This window comes from Natrinema amylolyticum (genome assembly GCF_020515625.1).
GTDB classification, from domain to species: domain Archaea; phylum Halobacteriota; class Halobacteria; order Halobacteriales; family Natrialbaceae; genus Natrinema; species Natrinema amylolyticum.
The window spans coordinates 770,514-791,216 of sequence record NZ_JAIWPJ010000001.1; the positions used below are offsets into that span (position 1 = coordinate 770,514).

Annotated in this window: 16 protein-coding genes; 4 read left to right on the forward strand and 12 right to left on the reverse strand. The window is 65.4% G+C overall.

Translation table 11 applies throughout. The features are described from left to right. Positions 1 to 159: 159 nt before the first annotated feature. Both LDH66_RS03865 and LDH66_RS03870 read right to left on the reverse strand, forming a co-directional pair. Positions 160 to 369, reverse strand: coding sequence for a hypothetical protein (locus LDH66_RS03865; RefSeq protein ID WP_226479756.1), 210 nt, complete (start codon positions 367 to 369; stop codon positions 160 to 162). A 110-nt stretch (positions 370 to 479) separates the two neighbouring features. After that, positions 480 to 1,580 (reverse strand): DUF354 domain-containing protein, encoded by a 1,101-nt coding sequence (locus LDH66_RS03870; protein ID WP_226479757.1) that lies wholly within the window; start codon positions 1,578 to 1,580, stop codon positions 480 to 482. A gap of 162 nt (positions 1,581 to 1,742) precedes the next feature. Here LDH66_RS03870 and LDH66_RS03875 point away from each other — a divergent pair, with 162 nt between their 5' ends. Next, positions 1,743 to 2,732 carry a glycosyltransferase gene (locus tag LDH66_RS03875; RefSeq protein WP_226479758.1) on the forward strand — a complete coding sequence of 330 codons (990 nt, stop codon included), beginning with the start codon at positions 1,743 to 1,745 and terminating at the stop codon, positions 2,730 to 2,732. 48 nt (positions 2,733 to 2,780) lie between these two features. On the opposite strand, the gene LDH66_RS03880 is transcribed toward LDH66_RS03875, so the two are convergent. The 6 genes from LDH66_RS03880 to LDH66_RS03905 all read right to left on the reverse strand — a co-directional run bounded on the left by LDH66_RS03880 (position 2,781) and on the right by LDH66_RS03905 (position 7,614). Then, positions 2,781 to 3,152 (reverse strand): PIN domain-containing protein, encoded by a 372-nt coding sequence (locus LDH66_RS03880; RefSeq protein ID WP_226479759.1) that lies wholly within the window; start codon positions 3,150 to 3,152, stop codon positions 2,781 to 2,783. Beyond that, positions 3,142 to 3,387 (reverse strand): AbrB/MazE/SpoVT family DNA-binding domain-containing protein, encoded by a 246-nt coding sequence (locus LDH66_RS03885; RefSeq protein WP_226479760.1) that lies wholly within the window; start codon positions 3,385 to 3,387, stop codon positions 3,142 to 3,144. The genes LDH66_RS03880 and LDH66_RS03885 overlap by 11 nt, the downstream gene beginning before the upstream one ends. 159 nt (positions 3,388 to 3,546) lie before the next feature. Next, on the reverse strand, positions 3,547 to 4,527 hold the full coding sequence (locus LDH66_RS03890; protein WP_226479761.1) for an NAD-dependent epimerase/dehydratase family protein: 981 nt from the start codon (positions 4,525 to 4,527) through the stop codon (positions 3,547 to 3,549). Continuing rightward, positions 4,524 to 5,453, reverse strand: a complete 930-nt coding sequence (locus tag LDH66_RS03895) for a DUF362 domain-containing protein (protein WP_226479762.1) — start codon at positions 5,451 to 5,453, stop codon at positions 4,524 to 4,526. Before LDH66_RS03895 ends, LDH66_RS03890 begins: the two co-directional genes overlap by 4 nt. Continuing rightward, entirely contained in the window at positions 5,450 to 6,571 is a 1,122-nt protein-coding gene (locus tag LDH66_RS03900; protein WP_226479763.1) for a Gfo/Idh/MocA family protein, read from the reverse strand. The genes LDH66_RS03895 and LDH66_RS03900 overlap by 4 nt, the downstream gene beginning before the upstream one ends. Positions 6,572 to 6,681: 110 nt before the next feature. Continuing rightward, entirely contained in the window at positions 6,682 to 7,614 is a 933-nt protein-coding gene (locus LDH66_RS03905; RefSeq protein WP_226479764.1) for a polysaccharide deacetylase family protein, read from the reverse strand. Between the two features lie 269 nt (positions 7,615 to 7,883). On the opposite strand from LDH66_RS03905, the gene LDH66_RS03910 reads away from it, so the two are divergent. Then, positions 7,884 to 9,476: an alkaline phosphatase family protein gene (locus LDH66_RS03910; RefSeq protein ID WP_226479765.1), complete on the forward strand. Its 1,593-nt coding sequence runs from the start codon at positions 7,884 to 7,886 to the stop codon at positions 9,474 to 9,476. A gap of 64 nt (positions 9,477 to 9,540) precedes the next feature. Here LDH66_RS03910 and LDH66_RS03915 read toward each other — a convergent pair whose 3' ends face one another. Together LDH66_RS03915 and LDH66_RS03920 are read right to left on the reverse strand one after the other, a co-directional pair. Then, positions 9,541 to 10,938: a PAS domain-containing sensor histidine kinase gene (locus tag LDH66_RS03915; protein WP_226479766.1), complete on the reverse strand. Its 1,398-nt coding sequence runs from the start codon at positions 10,936 to 10,938 to the stop codon at positions 9,541 to 9,543. A gap of 142 nt (positions 10,939 to 11,080) precedes the next feature. After that, on the reverse strand, positions 11,081 to 12,388 hold the full coding sequence (locus LDH66_RS03920; RefSeq protein ID WP_226479767.1) for a hypothetical protein: 1,308 nt from the start codon (positions 12,386 to 12,388) through the stop codon (positions 11,081 to 11,083). Between the two features lie 366 nt (positions 12,389 to 12,754). Between LDH66_RS03920 and LDH66_RS03925 the strand changes: the two genes are divergently transcribed. Both LDH66_RS03925 and LDH66_RS03930 read left to right on the forward strand, forming a co-directional pair. Further along, complete coding sequence (locus tag LDH66_RS03925) at positions 12,755 to 14,548, forward strand: hypothetical protein (protein ID WP_226479768.1); 1,794 nt, start codon at positions 12,755 to 12,757, stop codon at positions 14,546 to 14,548. A gap of 515 nt (positions 14,549 to 15,063) precedes the next feature. Then, complete coding sequence (locus LDH66_RS03930; RefSeq protein WP_226479769.1) at positions 15,064 to 16,014, forward strand: hypothetical protein; 951 nt, start codon at positions 15,064 to 15,066, stop codon at positions 16,012 to 16,014. A 655-nt stretch (positions 16,015 to 16,669) separates the two neighbouring features. Here LDH66_RS03930 and LDH66_RS03935 read toward each other — a convergent pair. After that, a complete protein-coding gene (locus LDH66_RS03935) occupies positions 16,670 to 18,739 on the reverse strand; it encodes a right-handed parallel beta-helix repeat-containing protein (protein WP_226479770.1) in 2,070 nt (689 codons plus the stop codon). A 477-nt stretch (positions 18,740 to 19,216) separates the two neighbouring features. After that, entirely contained in the window at positions 19,217 to 20,680 is a 1,464-nt protein-coding gene (locus LDH66_RS03940; protein WP_226479771.1) for a flippase, read from the reverse strand. Positions 20,681 to 20,703 lie beyond the last annotated feature (23 nt).

Here is a 20,703-nt window from a genome sequence, read left to right on the forward strand (position 1 = left end):
ATGGTGCTATCGACGTAGCAGTGCGGTTATCGACGAGCGATGCGGCTATCGGCGCGGACGGCGGTCCCGCTCGCGGTCAGGTCGATCGAGTCGAGACCTGCGGGTCGAACGCGAGGAACCGATCGGTATCTGCGGGCGGAACAGACCGAAGCGGTTCACTTACTCGATCGAGTACGTGACGATGTCCTCGCTCTCGCAGGCGGGACAGTGGGTCGTTCCGGCCGAGACGTTCGTCCCACAGTCGCGGCACTCGTGGACGACCGTGACCGACGGGACGGTGTCACTGGCGTCCTCGCGGGGGGTTTCGGGGGAGTCGGTCGCGGACTCCGACCCGGAGAACAGGTGACTAAGGAGTGTGGAGAGACTCATAGAATGGGGGCTAGTCGCCACTTTTCCGGAGATGAATAAAAGTGTTTTGTGTGCAGCAGTACAACATTATCGTTTATGAAGAAATGGAGAAGAGTGGAAACGGTGCCTCGCTACATCGACCGCGAGCGGGGCTGTAGGACGCGTTTCGTCGATCGATCGAGTCGGTCGAGTTCGCCGCGAGACCGCGCCACGTCGACGAGCAGGTCGGTGAGGTTCACGAGGTCGTCCGCGTACTCGCGTCGCCGCGCCTGCCAGCGATCGTTCGCATCGCCGTCAGCGAGGATCTCGAGAGAGCGGTCGCGGACCGCGTCGTACTCGTCGAACTGCTCGGCCAAGCCGGCGCGCTCGAGTTCACGGAACTCGCCGTACTCATGGTCGTCGGTGCCCCGATAGCGGAAGGCGGGCGTGCCGAGCAGCGCGGCCTCGTTGACCATCGTTCCGGTGTCGGCGACCAGCAGCGAGGCCTCGGCCATGGCGTCGTGGATCAGGGCGGGGTGGAGATCGTAGGACCGGGCGGGGAGGTCCCGGAGGTCCATCTCACCGCCCTCGTCGGAGACGAAGACGGTCGCCTCCTCGCTCAGGCGCTCGATCAGGTCCCGTCGCTGCTCGGGACGGAACCCCTCGAGATCGGCGTCGTGGAGCGCGTCGAGGGCGTTGAACCGGACCAGAACGTACGGCTCGTCCAGATCGACGTCGAGGTACTCGCGGACGTCGTCGTTCGCCTCGAAGACGTCGGGGTGGAGATAGGCGCACTCCTTGAAGCCGTCGAAGGTGTAGTGTGCGTCGCCGAGATCGCGGCGCGTCACTTCCGGGGAGATGATACAGTCGGCGAACGGTCGCGACACGGTGTGGTTGAAGTCACCGGGTTCGTCGTCGAGGACGAGGACGACCGGCGTCCGCGAGAGCGTCCCGGCGTAGGCCGCGTAGGGCCCCCGGCCGAGGACGACGTCGGGATCGAACCGGACCGCTTCGGTCCCGATCGTCAGGAACTGGCCGCCCAGCTCGCGGGCGAACCCCAATTTCGAGTAGCCCTCGGTTTCGTGGTCGCCGTACACTCGGTATGGCATGTCGAAGTAGTCGAGTAGGTCGGTCGTACAGGCGTACTCCCGGGTGAGCACGAGCACGTCGTGTCCCGCCCGCTCGAGGCGGTCGACGGCGTGTCGATACAGGTGGACGTGTGCGGGCGTATTGGCCAAGACGAGGATCCGCATCGACGTCGACTACCGCACGTTGACCCTTTGTAATAGCATCGCTACGGGGGGCTTCGCTCGGAAGCCCCCGTATACGGTCCGCTCGTCTAGGTGTACGTGAAGAAAACTCGCGCGCCCTCGCGGATAACAAAGCGGCTCCGGTGCGTCGACTCGGCCACCGAGATGCACGTCCTCACGCTCACGACGAACGCCGACGCTCCCTTCATGACCCAGCAGCTGGCGGCGCTCGAGGAGCGGGGCGTCTCGTTCACCACGGTACCGGTGGCCGGCGAGGTCGACGCCGACACCGATCGGTCGCCGACGGATTACGTGCGGACCGTCCCGAGGGTCGTCCGGGAGGCGGGAAACGGCTACGACCTGATCCACGCCCACTACGGCCTGACGGCACCGATGGCGCTCGCACAGCTCCGGCAACCGGTCGTCCTCTCGCTGTGGGGGTCCGACGTTCACGGCCCCATCGCGCCCGTCAGCAAGCTCTCCGCGCCGTTCTGTGACGAGGTCGTCGTCATGTCCGAGGAGATGCGCGAGACTCTCGGCCGCGACTGTACGGTGATTCCCGACGGGGTCGACCTCGAGAAGTTCCGGCCGGAACCACAGGACAAAGCGAAAACCCGGGTCGGTTGGGACGACGAGGACGCGTACGAGGTGTTGTTTCCGTACTCGCCCGCACGCGGGGTGAAGAATTATCCGCGGGCCGAGCGCGTCGTGTCCGTGGTCGACAACCTCCTCAAGCGGCCGGTGCGGCTCCGGACCGTCCACGGCGTCGACCACGATGCCGTCTCGGACTACATGAACGCCGCCGACGCGCTCCTGTTGACCTCCGACAGCGAGGGATCGCCGAACTCGGTGAAGGAGGCCTTGGCCTGCAACCTCCCCGTCGTCGCCGTCGACGTCGGCGACGTTCGGGAGCGCCTCGCCGGTGTCGATCCCTCGCACGTCGCCGCGAGCGACGAGGACCTGATCAGCGGCCTGATCGACGTCCTCGAGCGCGGGGAGCGGTCGAACGGTCGCGAGGCCGCCCGCGAAGTGAGTATCGACCGAACGGCAGATCAGATGCTCCAGGTCTACGAGCGAGTCGCCGGCACCGTGATCGAGACCGAAGCCGGCAGCGAGACGCGGCGCGTGGAGGGTGCGGCGGGTCGGCTCGAGTGAGTCTCCGAACGTGATCGCTCAGTTCGAGAGAGTGTGGAACGAACGTCGCTAGTTCTCGGTTTCGGGTTCGAATGCAACGCGATCGATCTCGATCGTCTCGAAGGCCTGGTCGCTCGAGAGAATCGCATCGTTCGCGAGCGCTGCGTGGAAGGCGTCGAACGTGTTCAGTCCATCATCGATATACGCCGACGCCTGGAAGACGATATCCGGGTCGACGTCCGTCTCGGCGAGTTCGAGTATCGAGAGCGTCGCTTCCTCGCGATCGAAGCCGAACTGTTCTTCGATCAGGAAGAGTTCGATGAACGTCGCCAGCGAGACCTCGAGCTCGTCACGATGCTCCTCGAGTTGCGATTCGGCTCGGTCAGCGAGCCAGTCGTCCGCTTTGAGGAGCGCGAGCCAGAAATCAGTATCAGCGTACATGCTCGGTCGCTTGCTCCCGTCCTTCCTCGAGGCCGGCCTCGCGAAGGTCGTCCATGGATGCGTCTTTCAGTTCGTCACTGGCGGCGTTCCGCAGTGACTCGAGCGGGTCATCCGGAACGGGCATGAGTTTGATACCGTCTTCCAGTTCGACGAGTCGATATCGTTCTCCGAAGCGCTCACGGACTTCCTTCGGTATGGTAATCCGTCCCCGCTCGTCCGTCGTAATCTCGGACATACCTATATAATGACGACGAGCGGGAAGAGAATAAATCTGTTCCCACTGTTCCCCCTTCAGTGGGAATTTCGGGTTGCGGTGGTCCGACCGTTTCGAACGAAGTCTGAAAGACGATCTGAGGGCGTTTTGGGTACCGGTCAGTCAGACTGCCAGTCGTGACTACCTGACTTCCGTTCGATACCACTCCATCGCCTCGGGCAGGTGGGCCTCGATCGGCCGGTACTCGTAGCCGAGTTCCTCGCTGGCCTTGCGCGAGGTGTAGAACAGCCGCTGGGTCGCGAGGCTGGCCATCTCTCGGTCGAAGGGAAACATTCGGCGATCGGCGACGGCGTCGACGACCTCGGCCACGGGACCGGCGGCCTGGATCGCCGCGGCCGGGACGCGGATTCGCGCGGGCGAGCCGTCGACGGCGTTGGCGATCCGGGAGACGGCGCTGTCGTAGGTGAGGTTCTCGCCGCCGAGGATGTAGTGCTCGCCGGCGGTCCCGCGTTCATAGGCCGCCATGATGCCGTCGACCACGTCCGAGACGCCGACGATGCTCAGTCCGCCGGGGAGGTGGGCGGGCATCGTCCGCTCGACGCCCATCGAGAGCAGTTGCGCGGTGAACGCCTCGTCACCGGGGCCGAAGATCGAGGTCGGATGGACCGTGACGGCGTCGCCGTCGGTTTCGGCGTATCGATCGACCAGGTCCTCCGCCTCGGCTTTCGAGGCCTGATAGGCCCCGATCGGTTCCGCGACGTCCGTCTCGTCCGCGAAGTCGTCGTCGCCCTGCGGACGGCGCGTCCCGGCCGTGCTGGTGAACACGACGCGGCCCGCGTCGCCGTCGCGACAGGCCTCGAGCACTCGTTCCGTGCCGTCGCGGTTGACCGCCCAGACGGTCTCGGGGCCGGCGTCCCAGAGGCCAACCCCTGCGAGGTGGAAGACGGCGTCGGCCCCGTCGACGAGCTCCCGCAGCGTCTCGACGTCGAAGATGTCGCCGACGTACCAGTCGACGCCGTCGAGGTCGCCCCGATCCGAGGTCGGCCGGCTGAGCCCGCGGACCGTCCAGCCCTCCTCGAGCAGGCGGTCACAGAGCCGCGAGCCGAGGAACCCGGTCGCGCCGGTGACCGCTGCCGTGCGCGATTCGGTCGTCGCAGTCATCGGTCGCCCTCGAGTTGCGGCGGGACGGCGTCGCCGGCCACCGCCGCGTAGACGCGGTAGGCGGTCGACACGGCGGGATGGGTGTCGTCCGGCGGCGGCAACTCGCCGTCGGGAATTCGCGCTCGAAGCGCCTCGAAGTCGGCGTCGCCCTCGACAGAGATCGGCCCCCGGTCACCGCGAGCGGTCTCGAGCGCCCCATCGCTCTCGAGCGATCGGCCGAGCAGAGCGGTCGCGACGGCGTCGACGGCGGGCGCCGAGCCGGCGAACAGCGCGTTCCCCGCGACGGGGTCGCCGCCGTACGCGGTCGTCGCGTCGAGGACGGCGACCTGGGGGTCGACGGCCCGCGTCGCCGCGACGGGAGCCAGATCGGATCCCGCGTCGCAGTCGACGAGGGCGGCGAGCGTTCGCATCGCGCCTGCGACCGGCCCCTCCTCGGTCGGCCGGAGCGACGGCACGGCGATCACGGCCCCCTCGTCGAGGCGGTTCGGGACCGAGAGCGCGACCGGATCGTCCTCGACCGCACAGAGGTCGCCGGTTCGGGGTTCGTCGGCCAGATCGACGAGCTCCGCGTCGAACCGCTCGAGCAGGCTCTCGTAGCCGAGGTAGGCGGCGGTCCGGTCGAACGAGATGTCCTCGTCGCTCGCGCCGGCGACCGCGACATCGGCCTCGGTCTCCCGCTCGAGGAGCGCGACGATCGAGCCGACCGCAGCGGGGTCGGTGACCATACCCGAAGAGGGATGGAACGGGTAGTGTGCGTCCGGAGCGAGGGTGATTCGGTCGGCCTCGGCGAGCGACTCGAGGACGGGCTCGAGGACGTTCCGAACCGGCGACCGGAGCGCGGCCATACGGGCGTCGACGTCGGGAACCCAGCCGCCGCGGCGTTCGGCGGCGTCGACGGCGGCCGCGCGGACCGGTGCGGTGCTCACGGGGACACCTCCGGGACCTCGAGGCCGTCCGGATCGTCCGCGTCCGCCTCCGCTTCCGCCGCGGCGAGGTCGTAGGCCGTTTCGGCGAGCTCGAGCGTTCGCCGGCCGTCTTCGCCGTCGACCGGCGGCCGCTCGTCCTCTCGAATCGCGTCACAGAAGTCTTCCAGGGCGTCGTAGTGGGCCTGCAAGTAGAAGGTCGGCCCGAAGACGTCCGGTTCGTCGCCAGTGAGCCGGCTCGCGACGTTCGACAGCGCGGACTTCGCCGCGCCGCCGTAGAAGTTCGCCGGCAGGTGGTCCCGATTGCTGATCGTCCCCGTCACGCCCTCGAGGCGCAGCCGGGTGTTGACCTCCGGCAGTTGCTCCCACTGGTAGGTGCCACAGTGGAGCGTGATCGTCGTGTCCGTCTCCGGCGCTTCCATGAGCACGGTCGCGGCGTCCTCGGCGTCGGTCTCGAGCGTTCGCCCCATCGACGCGTCTCTGACCTCGAGGTCGCCGAACAGCCACTCGAGGACGTCGAAACAGTGGACGCCGAGTTCGACGAGGGAGCCGCCGCCGGCGGCGTCGGGGTCCATGGGCCACTCCGGCGGCGCGTCGTCGGCCGGCGGCCGACCGAGCGGGTGGTCGTTGAGCCGCGTGATCGAGGCGTAGGGAACGTGGCCCACGCCGCCCTCGTCGTAGGCCTCCTTGACGCCCGCCATATCGGGCTGGTAGCGCAGCGTGTGATCGACGCCGACGGCGATGTCCGCCTCGCGGGCGGTCTCGAGCAGCCGATCGGCTTCCTCGGTCGAGCGAGCGAGCGGTTTCTCGACGAAGACGTCGACGCCGGACTCGGCGGCCCGTTCCACCGCGTCGGCGTGGAGGAAGGGGGGCAAGGCGACGACCGCTGCGTCCAGGTCTTCGGACTCGAGCAGCGTCTCGTAGTCATCGTAGGTGCGCGAAACGCCGGCGTTCCGGGCTCGGTCGCGGTTCGCGGGAACGGCGTCGGCGGCCGCGACGACCTCGACGTCCGGCATCGCGACTGCGGACTTCAGGTGTACCATGCCGATGTTGCCGACGCCGAGCACCCCCAGCGAGAGGGCGCTCGAGTCGGTCCATCGATTCAGAAGCGGTAATGCCATCTGCCCGAAACGGGGCCGGCTGCGGGCTTTGTTATCGTCGCCATACCCTCTCGAGCGGGCGAGTAGCGGGTGCCTTCGGTCGCTACTGGCAAGTCGCCCGGAGCCAGCGATCAGCTCCAGCTCGCCGTCGCCCGCTCGGCGCTACTCGGAGGTCCCGCGACGCGACGGGCGACGTCGGCCATCGTCTCGACGGTGAGATCGGCCGCCGACCGCTGGCGCTCGAGGTGCGACAGGATCGCCCGCATGCGACGGTCGTCCCGCTCGTGAGTCAGGTTGTTCGGGTGGAGCCACATGTGGAAGAGCCCGTCAGTGCGCGCGGCCTCGTCGATCCCGCGGCGAGCCAGCGCGACCATCGGGTCCTCCCAGATCGACTCGGCGACGGTCCGTGCCGGGCCCTCGAACCCGAAGAGGAACATCGACGCCGGCACGTTGACCAGGCCGTACTCGTCGACGGTCGGTTCGACCAGCATCGACTGGTCACGGATCGTCGAATCGAAGACCCCCCGGACGCCGTCTCTGGTCGGCGACTTCCCCCGATAGGCCGTGACACCGTGGTCGGCTAATACGTCTCGATGACCCACGTCGTTTCGCGGATAGATGAACGAGTCGATCGACTGGTTCCAGTCGGCCGCGAGTTCGCGGCTGCGCTCGAGTTCGGCGTCTGCGAGCTCGCGGTCCGTCTCCGGGCGGCCGAACAGCACGTGCGAAAAGGAGTGGCTGGCGAACTCGTGATCGGCCTCGGACTCGAGCACGTCGGTGACGAGGTCGCGACCGAACCGGAGATCCTCGCGATCGGCCCACTCGCCCCGTTCGCGCTCGAACCAGCCGTCGGGGGCCGGATGCTCCGCGTGCACGCTATCACAGGAATCGAGCATGAGGTGGCCGACGACGGCCCACGTCGCCGGCACGTCGAATTCCTCGAGTAACTCGACCATGGCCGACCAGCCGCGGCGGCCGGCCTCGACGCGTTCCGTCGGCGGCTCGACGAGGTCGTGAAATCCCCAGCCGAGCTCGGCGTCGAGGGAGATTACGACGCTGCCCACGGATCCCACCACGATTGAATGCGTCTCATATCCGGACGGTCGTGTTTGGGTGGCTTTGTTATGGACGTCTTGTCGGGACGGCGACCGGCGACCGCGAGGCACTCGAGCCGAGCGGGAGTCGACGAGAGACCGTCGCGGAGGGCCCGACGGGTTAACGCCACCGAACAGCGACGGCTCGAGGCGGTCAAGCCCTGAAACCTCTCTATAACAAAGCGCTCATCGGGCAACCTACGGGACAGCAGGCGTCTTCGACGTCTCATACAATAATCATGAGCGGATCTACGACTCCCTCCGAGCGAGCGTTCGTGCTCGGACTCGACGGCGTGCCGTGGAGACTCATCGAGCAATGGAGCGACGAGGGTGAACTCCCGAACTTCGCCCGGATGCGCGAGGAGGGTGCGTCCGGAACGCTCGATAGCACTCGCCCTCCGACGACGCCGCTCGCGTGGCCGTCGATCGCTACGGGAGTGTGGCCGGACAAACACGGGATCTACGGCTTTCAGAACCTCTCCTCGGAATACAGCCACGAGATGTACACGAGTCGAGATCTCGCACAGCCGGCCCTCTGGGACCAGCTCGGACCGTCCCACGTCGGAAACGTCCCGATGACGTATCCGGCCCGCGAGATCGACGGCACCATGGTCACGGGGATGATGACGCCCTCGACGGACCGGGAGTTCACGCATCCACCGGACCTGCAAGACGAGATCGATTCCCGGATTCCGAACTATAACATCAGCCTCGACTATCCCGAGTACGCCGATCGGCTGGACGACTTCGAGGTCGCCGTCGACGACATGCTCACGAAACGTCGCGAGCTGATGGAGATCCAGATGGACCGCGCCGGCGACGACTGGCAGCTGTTCTTCTTCGTCTACACCGCGCCCGACCGGTTCCAGCACCTCATCTGGGACATGGACCGACTGCTCGCTCACTACAAGAAACTCGACGAGATACTCGGCGAGGTCATGGCGTACACGGACGAGCACGACGCGGACCTCTACGTCGTCTCCGACCACGGCTTCGGTCCGATCGAGGAACTCGTCTACGTCAACCGCATCTTGGAGCAGGAGGGCTACCTGTTCCGACGCGAGGACGAGGGAACCCGCGGGGCGCTCGCGAGCCTGGGAATCTCTCGAGACGCCATCACCGGGGCGCTCAATCGGGTCGGCATCACCGAGGAGACCCTCGTCCAGTCGCTGCCCCGGCGGCTGGTCGACTCCGTCGCCGAACAGATCCCCGGTGATCACGCCCTCTACGACGTCGACTACGACCGCACCGTCGCCTTCGTCCACGACACCGGCAACTGCTATATCAACGACACCGAGCGCTTCGACAGCGGCGTCGTCTCGCCGCGGGAAGTCCCCGAGGTGAAGGCCGATATCAGGGCCGCGTTCGAGTCGGCGACCGACGACGACGGCGACCCCCTCCTGGTCGTCCACGACGGGGACGACCTGTTCCCGACGGACGAGGACTCGCCGGATCTCGTGGTCGGCGGCCGCGGCGTCTACGAGTCCCGGAGCGGGATGTCAGACGAAATCCGCGGCGATACGGGGACCTACGACGCGAGCCACCGCAGCGAGGGGATCGTCCTCTGTCGCGGCCCGTCGATCGCCCCCGGCGCGACCCTGCGCGGGGCTCGAGTGGTCGACGTCGCGCCGACGCTGCTGCACGGAATCGGCGAGCCCGTGCCGGAAAACGCCGACGGACGGGTACTCTTCGACGCCTTCGACGAGGAGGGCACGCCGGCGGCGACCAAAGTCGAGCGGACGACGGTGGGCCGGATCGAGAACGGCGAGAAGGTCGACGAGGACTTCGACGACGTCGAGGACCGGCTGAAGGGGCTCGGCTATATGGAGTGAGCGCTCCGACTGCCCGACGTTCGAGTCGGTCACCGGGCGAGACCGGTCATCGCGAGGGACCCGATCAGGTCCGGCCGCGCGGAAGCGACACGGTGATCGTATTCCCGCTCTCTGATCGTTCGAAGGAGATCCGACCGTTCGAGAGATCGACGGTCCAGTAGACGAGCCACAGACCCAGTCCGGACGTGTGATAGACGTCGTCCATCTTCCAGTCGCCGGTCAGGACGCGAAACTCGACCTCCGGAATCGGCGGACAGTTGTCTCGAAAGACGATATCGACCGTCTCGGGAGTGGTCCGGACGGTAACCGATAGCGCCGACAGCCCGTCGCGTTCGTGTCGCACCGCGTTCTCGAGGAGTTCCGTCACGGCCAACTCGATCTCGTGGAGGGTGCTCGCGGTCGCCGACGCCGGGAACGTCGCGTCGATCGTCGCGTTCGGATACCGCTCTCGGACCGTTTCGACCGCGTCAGTGACGACCGGAACGAGATCGAGCGACTCGGGAACCGCTCGTTCAGTGAGTAACTCGATGATCTCGCGCTGCTTGTCGGCACTCTCGAGGAGCTCCCGTCCCTGCTGACGGATGATCTCCGCGCGCCCGCGAGACGGATCGTCGGCCTCCCGCGCGATACACTCGGCGTTGCCGAGGACGATGGACATGTCGTTTCGCAGGTTGTGACGGAGCAGGTTGTCCATGACGGCGAGCTGGCGTTCGCGCCGCCGCCGATCGGTGATGTCTCGAGAGAAGCCGACGATTCGGTCGACCTCGCCGTCCTCGACGATCGGCTCGGAGCGGACCCAGACCCAGCGACTGTACTCCGTGTCCGGGTTGACGCGATACTCGACGTCGACGGACTCCCCGTTCGAGGCGCGATCCATGGCCTCCCGGACGCAGGACACGTCGTCGGGGTGGACGGCCTCGAGGAACTGCTGGGGGTCGGCCTCGAGATCGGCGACGGACTGGCCGAAGACGTCCTCGTAGGCGGGGTTGACGAACAGCAGCTCCGACCAGTCGCCGTCGAACATCCACAGGACGTCGCCGACGGTGCCGGCGATCGTCTGCAGTCGGCTCTCGGCGTCGCGGCGTTCCCGTTCCGCGGTCACCTGATCGGTGATGTCCCGCGAACTGATGACGTAGCCGTCGAGGGCGTCGTCCGGCAGGTCCGTCACGCGACTCTCCAGCCACACCCATCCGCCGTCCGCGGTCGCGTGGCGATAACGGACCGTCACCGACGACGCCGTCGACGAACGGACCTGCTCGAACCGGTCCGCGACCGCCCGCCTGTCGTCAGGATGGACGTACTCCTGAGACTGCTCGCCGACGAGCCGGTCCGGTTCGTAGCCGAGAATGGGATCGCTCGCCGCGTTGACGTAGACGTACGTACCACTTTCATCGACGATGGCGAGTTTGTCTTGGGCGTGTTCGAGCAGGACCGAGGCCAGGTCGTCGATTTCGACGGTCATCGGGCTATTGTGGTACCGTTTCCCGCACCGGGGAGAAAAGCGTGGCGGCGGTATACGGACGGGAGCGAATCGTCGGAACCGATCGGCTGACGGGGCGACGCAGCTCAAGGGGGCTCCTCGAGCGAGCCGACGGAGGCGACGGCTATCGACCGGTACGGATGCGCCGCAGGCCGGTTTTCGCCGTGACCCAGGCCGGATAGACGGTGTTGTAGACGGGAGCGGGAGCGTTTCTCACGCCGGCACGGAGCAGTCGGTCGGTGAGCGGCGGTTCGGACTCCGAGATCAAGTCGTCCAGATCGACGCCCTCGAGCCACTCGAAGAAGGTCCGCTCGGCCGGCGTGGCGGGTTCCGTTTCGCGGGCGCGCTCGCGGATGTCCGCCCACATGTGGCGCTCGTCCTGTCCCAGCACCCAGTCGCCGCGCTCGAGGGAGCGCCGGAGCCGACGGTAGTCCGAGTCGGCGAACGGATAGCCGTGGTCTGCCGGCTCGAGGCCCGAGAGGCGAAGCCCGACGGCAGTGCGGTAGCACTTTTCGCACTCGCCGCAGTTGCCGTCCATCCGATCGTTACAGGTCTGGAGTTGGAGCGTCGGCTCCTCGCTGCGGACGTAGTCGGCGATGCGGTCGACGCGCTCCTGGCGGGTGAGTTCGTCGCCGTCGTGGTGACACTGCGTCCCGGTCCACCGAACGTGATCATCGATGTCGGGGCGCGAGCCCCACTCGAGGTCGATCCCGTCCCAGTGGGTCGCGGCGACGTAGAGATCCGTCATCCCGCGCGCGTAGGCCATCGGCGCACAGAGGCCGAGCAGCCCCAGCCCGTGGCCGACGGAGCTGTACCAGCCGCCGTCGACGTGGCGCTTGTAGTGGGCCAACAGCATCGGATGGTCGAGGAACGAAAGCATGTTCGACTCGACGAACGCGGTCTCGCAGTCGTGGTCGTCGGCGAACCGCGAGACGCGCGTTCGCAGCGCGTCCCACTTCCCGTCGTCGGCGGCGTTCGGGGTGATCGTCCAGCCCCGGATACTGATCAACGTCGGCGACTCCTCGCGGTGGCGGACGTACGAACACGTCGAGTCGACGCCGCCGGTGAAGAGCAGTCCGCTCTCGTCGCCCGGTTCCGGCTCCGGATCGATCGTCCGGCGCGCGTAGAGGGTCCCACCCTCGAGGAAGTCGTGCATCTCGCACAGCGACGCTTTCACGTCCTCGAGGGCCCGCGCGAAGGTCGCGTCGACCTCGTCGACGTAGACGTCGGCCCCGTTGGCCCACGCGACCGGACAGACCTGCGCGAGGATCGGAATCGTGAGCACGCCGTCGGGAACGTCCTCGATCGGAACGTCGTAGTCGGTTCGGAACGATTCGTCGGTGAAGAACCGCTCGAGGTCGGCCGTGGATCGAATCGAACACTCGAGGGTTCCGTCGTCGGCGGTGAGCCGGTCGATGATAATCGATGACATGATGAAGGACGGGTCGCTCTCGAGTCAGCGGACCACGACCGCCTACAAAAACCATCAGAACCGTTGATTGATCAGCACTCGAGAAAGCAATTCATAGCTGACAGTCTGCAACCGATAGGGGCGGCATACTCGGGCGGTGAGTGTCACGGGTCACCTCGTTCATACCGAGACGTGACGCGGATCGCTCGCTCGAGGGCCACGGTCGGCGAGAGCGGAAACCGAGGCGGTATTTCGGCGGTATAGGCGTGCAAATCACCCCCATACCTGGTTTTGAGGGTAGGAGCCGGATAACAAACCCCGCCAGCGCCGACGAGGAGAGCAAGACATGCGTATCGAGACTGGCCCGGACGAACGCGGTGAGACGGTATGAGACGGTCGACGCTCAACGTGACGGTCGCGATCGGATTTATCGCGGTCGCGATCGGGATTTTAATCGCGAGAGCGAACCCGGCGACCGCCTACGAGTCGTCGGTCTACGTGGGCTCGCCGACGACCACCTGGGCCGTATTCGCACTCGCGCTCGCCGTCGCAGTCGGGACGACCCTCTCCTGTCGCGGTCGCCAACAGGGGTACGGGATCGCACTCGGCGGGACGACGGTGACGGCCATCGTGAGCCTCCCCGTGATCCGGAACTACCGTTTCGCCGGGATGGGCGACGCGATGACGCACTTGGGCTGGACGCGAGACATTATCTCCGGAGGAACCGCACCCCACGAACTGTTCTATCCGGGACTACACGCTATCGCGACGGTGTTTTACTTCGTCGGCGGCGTTCCGATCGAACGCGGACTCCTGATCGGCATGGTCGTTCTCTTCGTTCCGTTCGTTCTCTTCGTCCCGCTGGCCGTCCGCGACATGGCCGGCGGCGGACTAGCGGTCGGACTCGCCGCGATCGTCTCCTGGATGGTGCTACCGGTCAACAACATCGCGACGTTCATGGGCGTCCACACCAACTCGAACGCCCTGTTTCTCGTCCCCGCCGTCGTCTTCGCGATCGTCGCCTATCTTCGACGCCGGTCGACGGTCGAACGACTCCCGCTCGGACTGTCGCCGTTCAGCGCGCTCGTCTATCTCACTAGTCTCGCGCTCCTGTTGGTCCACCCCCAACAGATGTTCAATATCATCGTCCTCGTCGCCGCGATCAGCGGCGTTCAGTTCCTCGCTCGCCGACGGTTCGACGATCACCCGATGCTCGAGCACCCGACGACGTACGCGCACACGATCGTTCTCGGTGGAATGTTCGGGCTCTGGGCGCTGGGGAACGAGCGGTTCAGGAGTGCCGCGTCCGGACTCGTCTACGGCCTGCTCGCCCAGGACATCGGTGCCGGGACCGAGGTCGATCAGCGGGGGTCGTCGCTGACCGATATCGGCGGGAGCCTCGCCGAACTCTTCGTGAAGATGTTCCTCGACGCGGCGATCATCGGGCTCCTCGTCGGCCTGCTCATCCTGGCCGTCTGGCTTGGGCGAACGAGCCTCGACGCCGAGAGCAGGTCCTTCGTCAACTACGTCGGGTTCGGGTTCATCCCGCTCGGCGGCCTGTTCGCCGTCTACTTCGTCGGAACGCCGACGATGGCGTTTCGACAGGTCGGCTTCATCTACGTCCTCATCACGATCCTCGCTGGAATCGCGCTGGCGCAGTTCACGGGCGGGCTCTCGAGGTTGCTCACGCGACCGGGAGCGAACGCGGTCACGGCCCTGGTACTCGGCTGCTGTCTGGTGCTCGGCCTGATGACGGTGTTCGCGTCGCCGCTGATCTACAATCCGGGCCAGCACGTGACCCCCGAAATGATGAGCGGCTATGAGGACGGCTTCGATCACGGGGCCGAGGGCGTTCCCTACGCGGGTATGGGGTACGACCCCTACCGGTACGATCACGGAATCAACGGTATCTCCGGCGGCGGCGATACCATCGGTGGCGCGTCGGCGTCCACCGGAACCGTCAACGCGAGCGTCTTCTCGTCGGGCAACTACAGCGGGGCCTATCCGACCGACGAGTACTACTTCGTCGTCACGGAGTGGGACAAGACGAAAGAGATCGACGTCTACCAGGAACTCAACTACCGCAGAGCCGCAGTCGAGGGACTCGACACTCACCCGGGCGCGAACAAGGTCGTCTCGAACGACGAGTTCGAGATGTACGCCGTCAGTAGCGAACCGTAGCGGCGGTCCCGGTCGGCGTTTCGGTTTCTCCTCGCGAGCCGAAGTTCTAGATACCGCGTCGGCGCTGCGCTCGCGAACTATCGACCGACGGTTCGAGACTGATCGCGTCGCTCGCTCGAGGCCGCCATCGATCTCCGTCGCTCGAGACCACTCGTCCTCTGTCGAACCCTGTCTTCGCGTGGTCCCTCTGAGAGGGGCCGAAACGGCCGGTAATAGACTATTACGACTTGAGAAAGACGATACTGTCCGTCCGAAACGGTGTCGTCGATACCGAACGGTCGATCCGAGCGTCCCGCCGGGTTCGGCACTGAGATCGGCTCGCTGCGGGACATGCCCTCGTTTCCTCGGCAAAGAGTCGATTACAGCCACGAGGTCTGTCATCAATTCGTTCGTATATTCGTGAACGAATATCGATAGATTGTGTCTCGATCTACAGTGTTAGAAATATATTCCGTAAATTTAAGCCATAGCTCCAAGAAAAAGTTTATGAGTGTAAGAAGGTGTTACGGACATGTATGGCGCAGAACCCCCGTATGTCCGAGACGGAATCTACTCCGACTGCAGGCCGTAATAGCGGATTAAGCCGCCGTAACTACGTTCGCTCGCTCGCCGCGGTGGCGACCGCGGCGACCGCGATCGGCGGAGCCGGCACGGCCGCCGCTCAGGACGACTACGAGGTCATCGAAGCCGAGGGACAGACGATCACCATCGACGCCGGTGAGACGTGGGAAAACAAGCTCATCGACATGACGACCGGTCAAGATATCATCATCACCGCCCACAGCAGCGACTGGACGATCCGAAACATCGGCTTCAAGGGCGAGAACACCTCCGGTACCGGGTCCGCCACGTTCGGTATCTCCGATACGGGCAACGGCACCAGTACCGTCGAGAACGTCTACCTGGGCGACGGCTCGAGCACCGGTAACGGCAATCCGAACGGTCACGGGCAGACGGCCTTCTGGGTCGCGCCGGACCACAACGGTCACATCGACTTCGAGAACGTCAACATCCAGAACTTCGCGGACAACGCGATCTACGGCTCCGCACCCGGCAACAAGGGCGGCGGGACGATCCACATCGACAGCAGCTTCGCCGCGAACTGTTACGTCTCGCACTTCCGACTGGCCACCGAAGGGAGCAAAGTCACGAACTCGAGCGTCTACGTCGACGAGAGTCACGGTTACGTCGGCCGCGGTATCTGGGGCTGGGCCCCGGGGACGATCGAGGTCGAGGGCTGCCAGATCGAGATGAACGGCCAGAACAACGCCATCGTCGCCGGTGCGAACGGCAACCCGACGGAGATCACCGTCGCGGAAACCGACTACGATGAACAGGCCGGGATTTCCGAAGAGGCCGGATCGAACGTCCAGCTCGGCGACAGCGTCGGCACCGACCCCGAGGCGTTCATCCCGCAGGGCGTCCCGACGAGTCCCGAGGAAGCGGCGTCCGGTTCGCAGGAGTAACGCCGCGCTCGGTCCTCGAGCGGTCCCGCTGACGCGAATTCGCCTTCCCCCGCTGACGCACCGTCCGCCCCGCTGACGCATCCGTCCCCCTCCCCACGCACGCCGTTCCGACCCCCGCTGACGCGACCCCCTCCGCCGCGTGACGCTCGAGACGCGGACTCCCCGCGTGCGACCGTTTTTGCGGCTCGTTTTCGCGATTTTTACGAAATAGACCGTATCGACGACTGTCGCGCCTCTCCGCGGCCCGTCTCGGTCTCGGCTCGAACGCGAGACGGGTCCGTTCGACGCCACGGACCCAGCGGACGGCCGTCGATCCGCGGGCGGCGTCGAGAACGAATCGCCGCGATCGATCGCGCTTCCCTCTCGATCGGTTGCGGTCGACGAGATCGGAAAACGGAGACCACACTGACTGCAACTGCTGCGAGAATCAGTCGAAGAACGGCGGTAATATCGTATTACTTTCGGATTCAGGCCGGATCTCGACGATAAGAGGAGCGCGCTCGCGTAATCCAGTTCTCTGAATCAACGACGTCCTCGAGCCGCGTCCGAGACGCCGAGCGCCGTGATTGAGATGATTCTCGAGCGGTGAGAGTCGGGACGAAAAGGCGAACCAGTGACTCGAACGAGTCGAACCGGGTATCGGCGCCGCGTCGCGTTATTGTTCGCGTGCGTTGTACTGGACGTCGACCGTCGCGTCGCCGAGGATCGTGAAGTCCTCGATGTCGCCGTCGAACCAGTAGGCGTCGAGCCAGTTACCGACACCGCCGCGGACCGTTGTGTCCTCGACGATATCGTCCTCGTTGACCGATGCGTCGCGGTACTCGGCCTGGATGACCTTCCCGGCGACGCGGAACGAATACGTGCTCGGTTCGGACGTTTCGGTCCCGTCGAAGACGATCGCGTGAGGAAGCAGTTCGGGGTCGCCGTACTCCTCGAGGTCGATCTCCTCGCCGTCGACCGTAATCGTGGGCGTCCCGTTGGTCAGCGTCACGTCGGTCAGCGTTCCGGAGAACCGGAATCGGAGGCTGTCGTCGGTGACGGTGCTCTGGACCGTCGATCCGGAGATCGTCGTCGCTTCGTCTTCGGGCTCCTCGTCGGAGGCGAGTTCGACCGTGCCGTCGACCGTGATCTCGAAGCCGACCGGCTTCCCCGGCCCCTGTACCTCGAGGACGTGCGGGAGGTCGTCGCCGAAGTCGGCGGGATCGACCTGCTCACCGTTGACCGAAACCGTGCCCGGCCCGTCGACGGTCAGCTCTTCGATCTCGCCGCTGAACAGGAACGCGTCCTTCCAGTCGGCGACGCTGCCGTAGACGGTGCCGCCCTCGATGGCGTCCTCGTCGTCGATCGAGGCACCGTCGTAGCTGCTCCGTTCGGCCTCGCCACTGACGGTGAACTCGTAGCGGGTCGCGTCCTCGTCGCTCCCGTTAATGAGGATGACGTTGTCCAGGATATCGTCGATGTCTGCGGGGTCGATCTCGACGCCGTTGACCCGGACGGTCGCGTTGCCGTCGACCGACAGGCGCTCGATCTGGCCGTCGAAGCGGAACGCGTCGAGGTAGTCGGCGACGGTGCCGCTGGCGCGGTTGCCGTCGACCGAGGCCGCCTCGTCGATCGTCGCGTTTTCGTCGGTGCTCGGTTCGACGGCCTCGCTGACGACGAACTCGTAGCTCGTGGCGTCCGACGTGCCGTTCCCGTCGAAGACGATCGTGTTCGCCAGCGACGAGTCGTCGGAGTCGTCGGTCGCGGATTCGTCGCTGGGCGGGCTCCCGGACGAGCCGCCGCTCGCGGCCTCCTCCGCGGAGGTCGGAACGCCCTCGGGCATCGAGAGATCGGGGTTCGAGCCGAGCCCGTCCCCGCGCGTAAGTCTGACGTCACCGCGCTGGCTGATGCCATCGAACTGCGTGTCCTCGATGGAGATCCGCGTCGTCTCGCCGTTCCGACCGAGGTGGATCGCGTCGTTATAAGAGCCGGAACTGAAGTCACAGCCCGAGACCTCCATCCGTCCGGGGTTCCAGCCCCAGAAACACCGACCGTTGTACCGGCCGTTGCCGTCGTTGTACGCGACGGAGTCCGTACACTTCGAGCCGTCGGAGCTGAGACGGAAGCTCGAGACGTAGTTGTTCGCCGCGTAGCAGCGATCGATGTGGACCGTGCCGCCGTTGCCGTTGTATCCGGGTGCGGACGCGTAAATCCCGTTGTTGGGCCAGTCCTGGACGTTGCAGTGTCGGATATCGATGTGACCGCTGTGCTCCGGCGCGACCCAGATCCCACACTGCCCGTGGGAACTGTAGCTGCTCGGGCGCACGCAGCCGTCGCCCATGTAGACGTTTTCGATCGTCGACGTGTTGCCGTCGACGTCGGCCACCGCGATCGCGTGCCTGTCGTAGCTGTGGGTGCCGATGAAGCCGACGTTCCGGATCGTCCAGTTCGTCGACTCTCGAGCGTAGAGCCCGAACCAGTTGCCGTTCGAGAAGTCGATGATCTTGTTCTCGAAGACCTCACCGTCGTCGATGGTGTACCACTCGTTGGAGGCTTCGATGACCTCGTACTCCTCCGCGGCGGCCGCGGTGCCAGTCGCGAGACCACCGCCGACCACGGACGCCGCGCCCGTCAGCTTCAGATACGATCGGCGATCGATTAAGATACTATTACCGCTCGTATCCCCGCTTTCGGGGCCGCTACCCGCAGAACCGCCGTCATCCAATACCGAATTGTCGCGTGCCATGCGTTCGGTTAAGGATAATATGTCCCTATAAACTTTCCCCTTATCTCTGTATAAAATAAACTGATTATAATAGATTCGTCCATATTTGTTGTTTAATATATTGTATCTCGGTACGTATGTCTTATATTGGAATCAGGATACGGCGGCGAGGTAATAGCGTATTACCGTCGTTTCGTCCGTACGCATTGACACTCTCGACTGTCGATCAGTCAAGTATTACTGACATCGAACACGTACCGCTTTAAGACCACCTGCGAATATTCGAATTGGTTCTCTGCAGTTACGGATTCGTCACGGAATACATCAGAGAACGGTACGGAACGCGGAGCCGTCGCACTCGGAAGACAACGATCGGGTCGCACCGTCGTCGGGACGGCGACGGACCGGTTCGGCAGTCGGCTCGAGCGAGTCCGGTCAAATCGACCGCGACGGCGGCGCGAAAACCGACTCGTCGCTCGCCCGCGGTCGGCGAGACAGTCAGATATGGGCCTTGATCTCGTAGAGATCAACGAGGCCGCTCGCGACGGAGAGCACTGCCCAGACCGTGACGCCAGCGGCGATAACGGCGAGCAGGGTGACGAGTCCGGTGACGAACGGCTGTAACGCGACGACGGCGGCGGTCATCGCGACCGTCACGCCGCCGGCCGCCGCGATCGATGTCACGAGTCGCCGCCAGTGCAGTTCGAGTTCCCGATCGATGAGATAGACGTTGTAGCACACCATGAGCCCGTAACAGAGCGCCGTCGACGTCGCCGCGCCGACGACGCCGATCGCCGGGATCAACACGAGGTTCAGCCCGAAGTTCAACGCGCCGGTGAGCCCCTTCCCGATCGCGCGCTCGGTCGCCCGGCCCAGGTAATCGAGGCTATCGTTGGTGATCTTATCGATCGCCTGAAACAGGACGAAGACGCTGAACACCTGCAGAACGGGCGCGGCACCGGTGTACGAGTCGCCGAAGACGAACCGAACCCCGGGTTCCGCCAGGAGAACGATCCCGGCGACCGCCGGCAGGTACAACAGGAGAACGTACTCGAGCGACCGCTCGTACACCCGAGCGGCGCGGTCGAGTTGCTCGGACGACTGGTGCTCGCCGAACGTCGGCGCGACGGTGAAGCCCAGCGAGTCAGCGGGAGCGATCACGAACGTGGAGACCTGTTTGGCGAGTTCGTAGAAGCCGACCGCGACCGGCGTCAGGAAGAACCCGACCATCAGCGTGTCGACGCGCTTGTAGAGGACGTTCGCGCCCTGCGAAGCCGTCAACGGCAGACTGTACCTACCGATTCGCTTCGCGAGGCCGGGCTCGGCGGACTCGGACGCGGGGTACGACGAGAGGATCCGGTAGAGGAAGTAGCCGCCGACGGCCACGGACACCAGATAGCCGGCGACGAAGCCGGCCAGCGCGCCGTACGCCCCGAAGCCGGCGGCCAAGAAGAGCACGATGAAGCCGAGTCTGCCCACGCTCGAGACGGTACTGGTCGCGGCGGTCAGGGTGACCTCGCCGAAGCCCTGAAACGCGATCAGCAGGTAGCCGTGGGCGACCTTGACGACGATGAAGACGATCCCGAGCGCCAGCAGCGGCTCCAACCGCGGCTCGCCGTACGCGGCCGCGATCGCGTCGCGAAAGAGGACGAACAGGACGCAGACGAGTCCGACGGTGACGACGTTGAACGCGATCGACGAGCGGACGATATGGCGGATCTGGGAGTCGTCCGTTTCCCGGTACTCGGTGACGAACTTCGCCATCGATTTCGGAATCCCGAGGGTCCCGAAGAGGGTCGCGATCGAGAAGACCGCGATGGCGAGGAAGATGAGACCGTACTCGTTGGGCGAGAGGAACACCCGCGTGAGCAACAGGGTGATGGCCCCTTGCGCGCCGAGTCGAAGCAGTTCAGCGCCGAACGTGGCCTTGACTCCGCGGACGATGCGCTGTGAGAGTGACATTGTGAGCGAGGAACGGCTGGGAC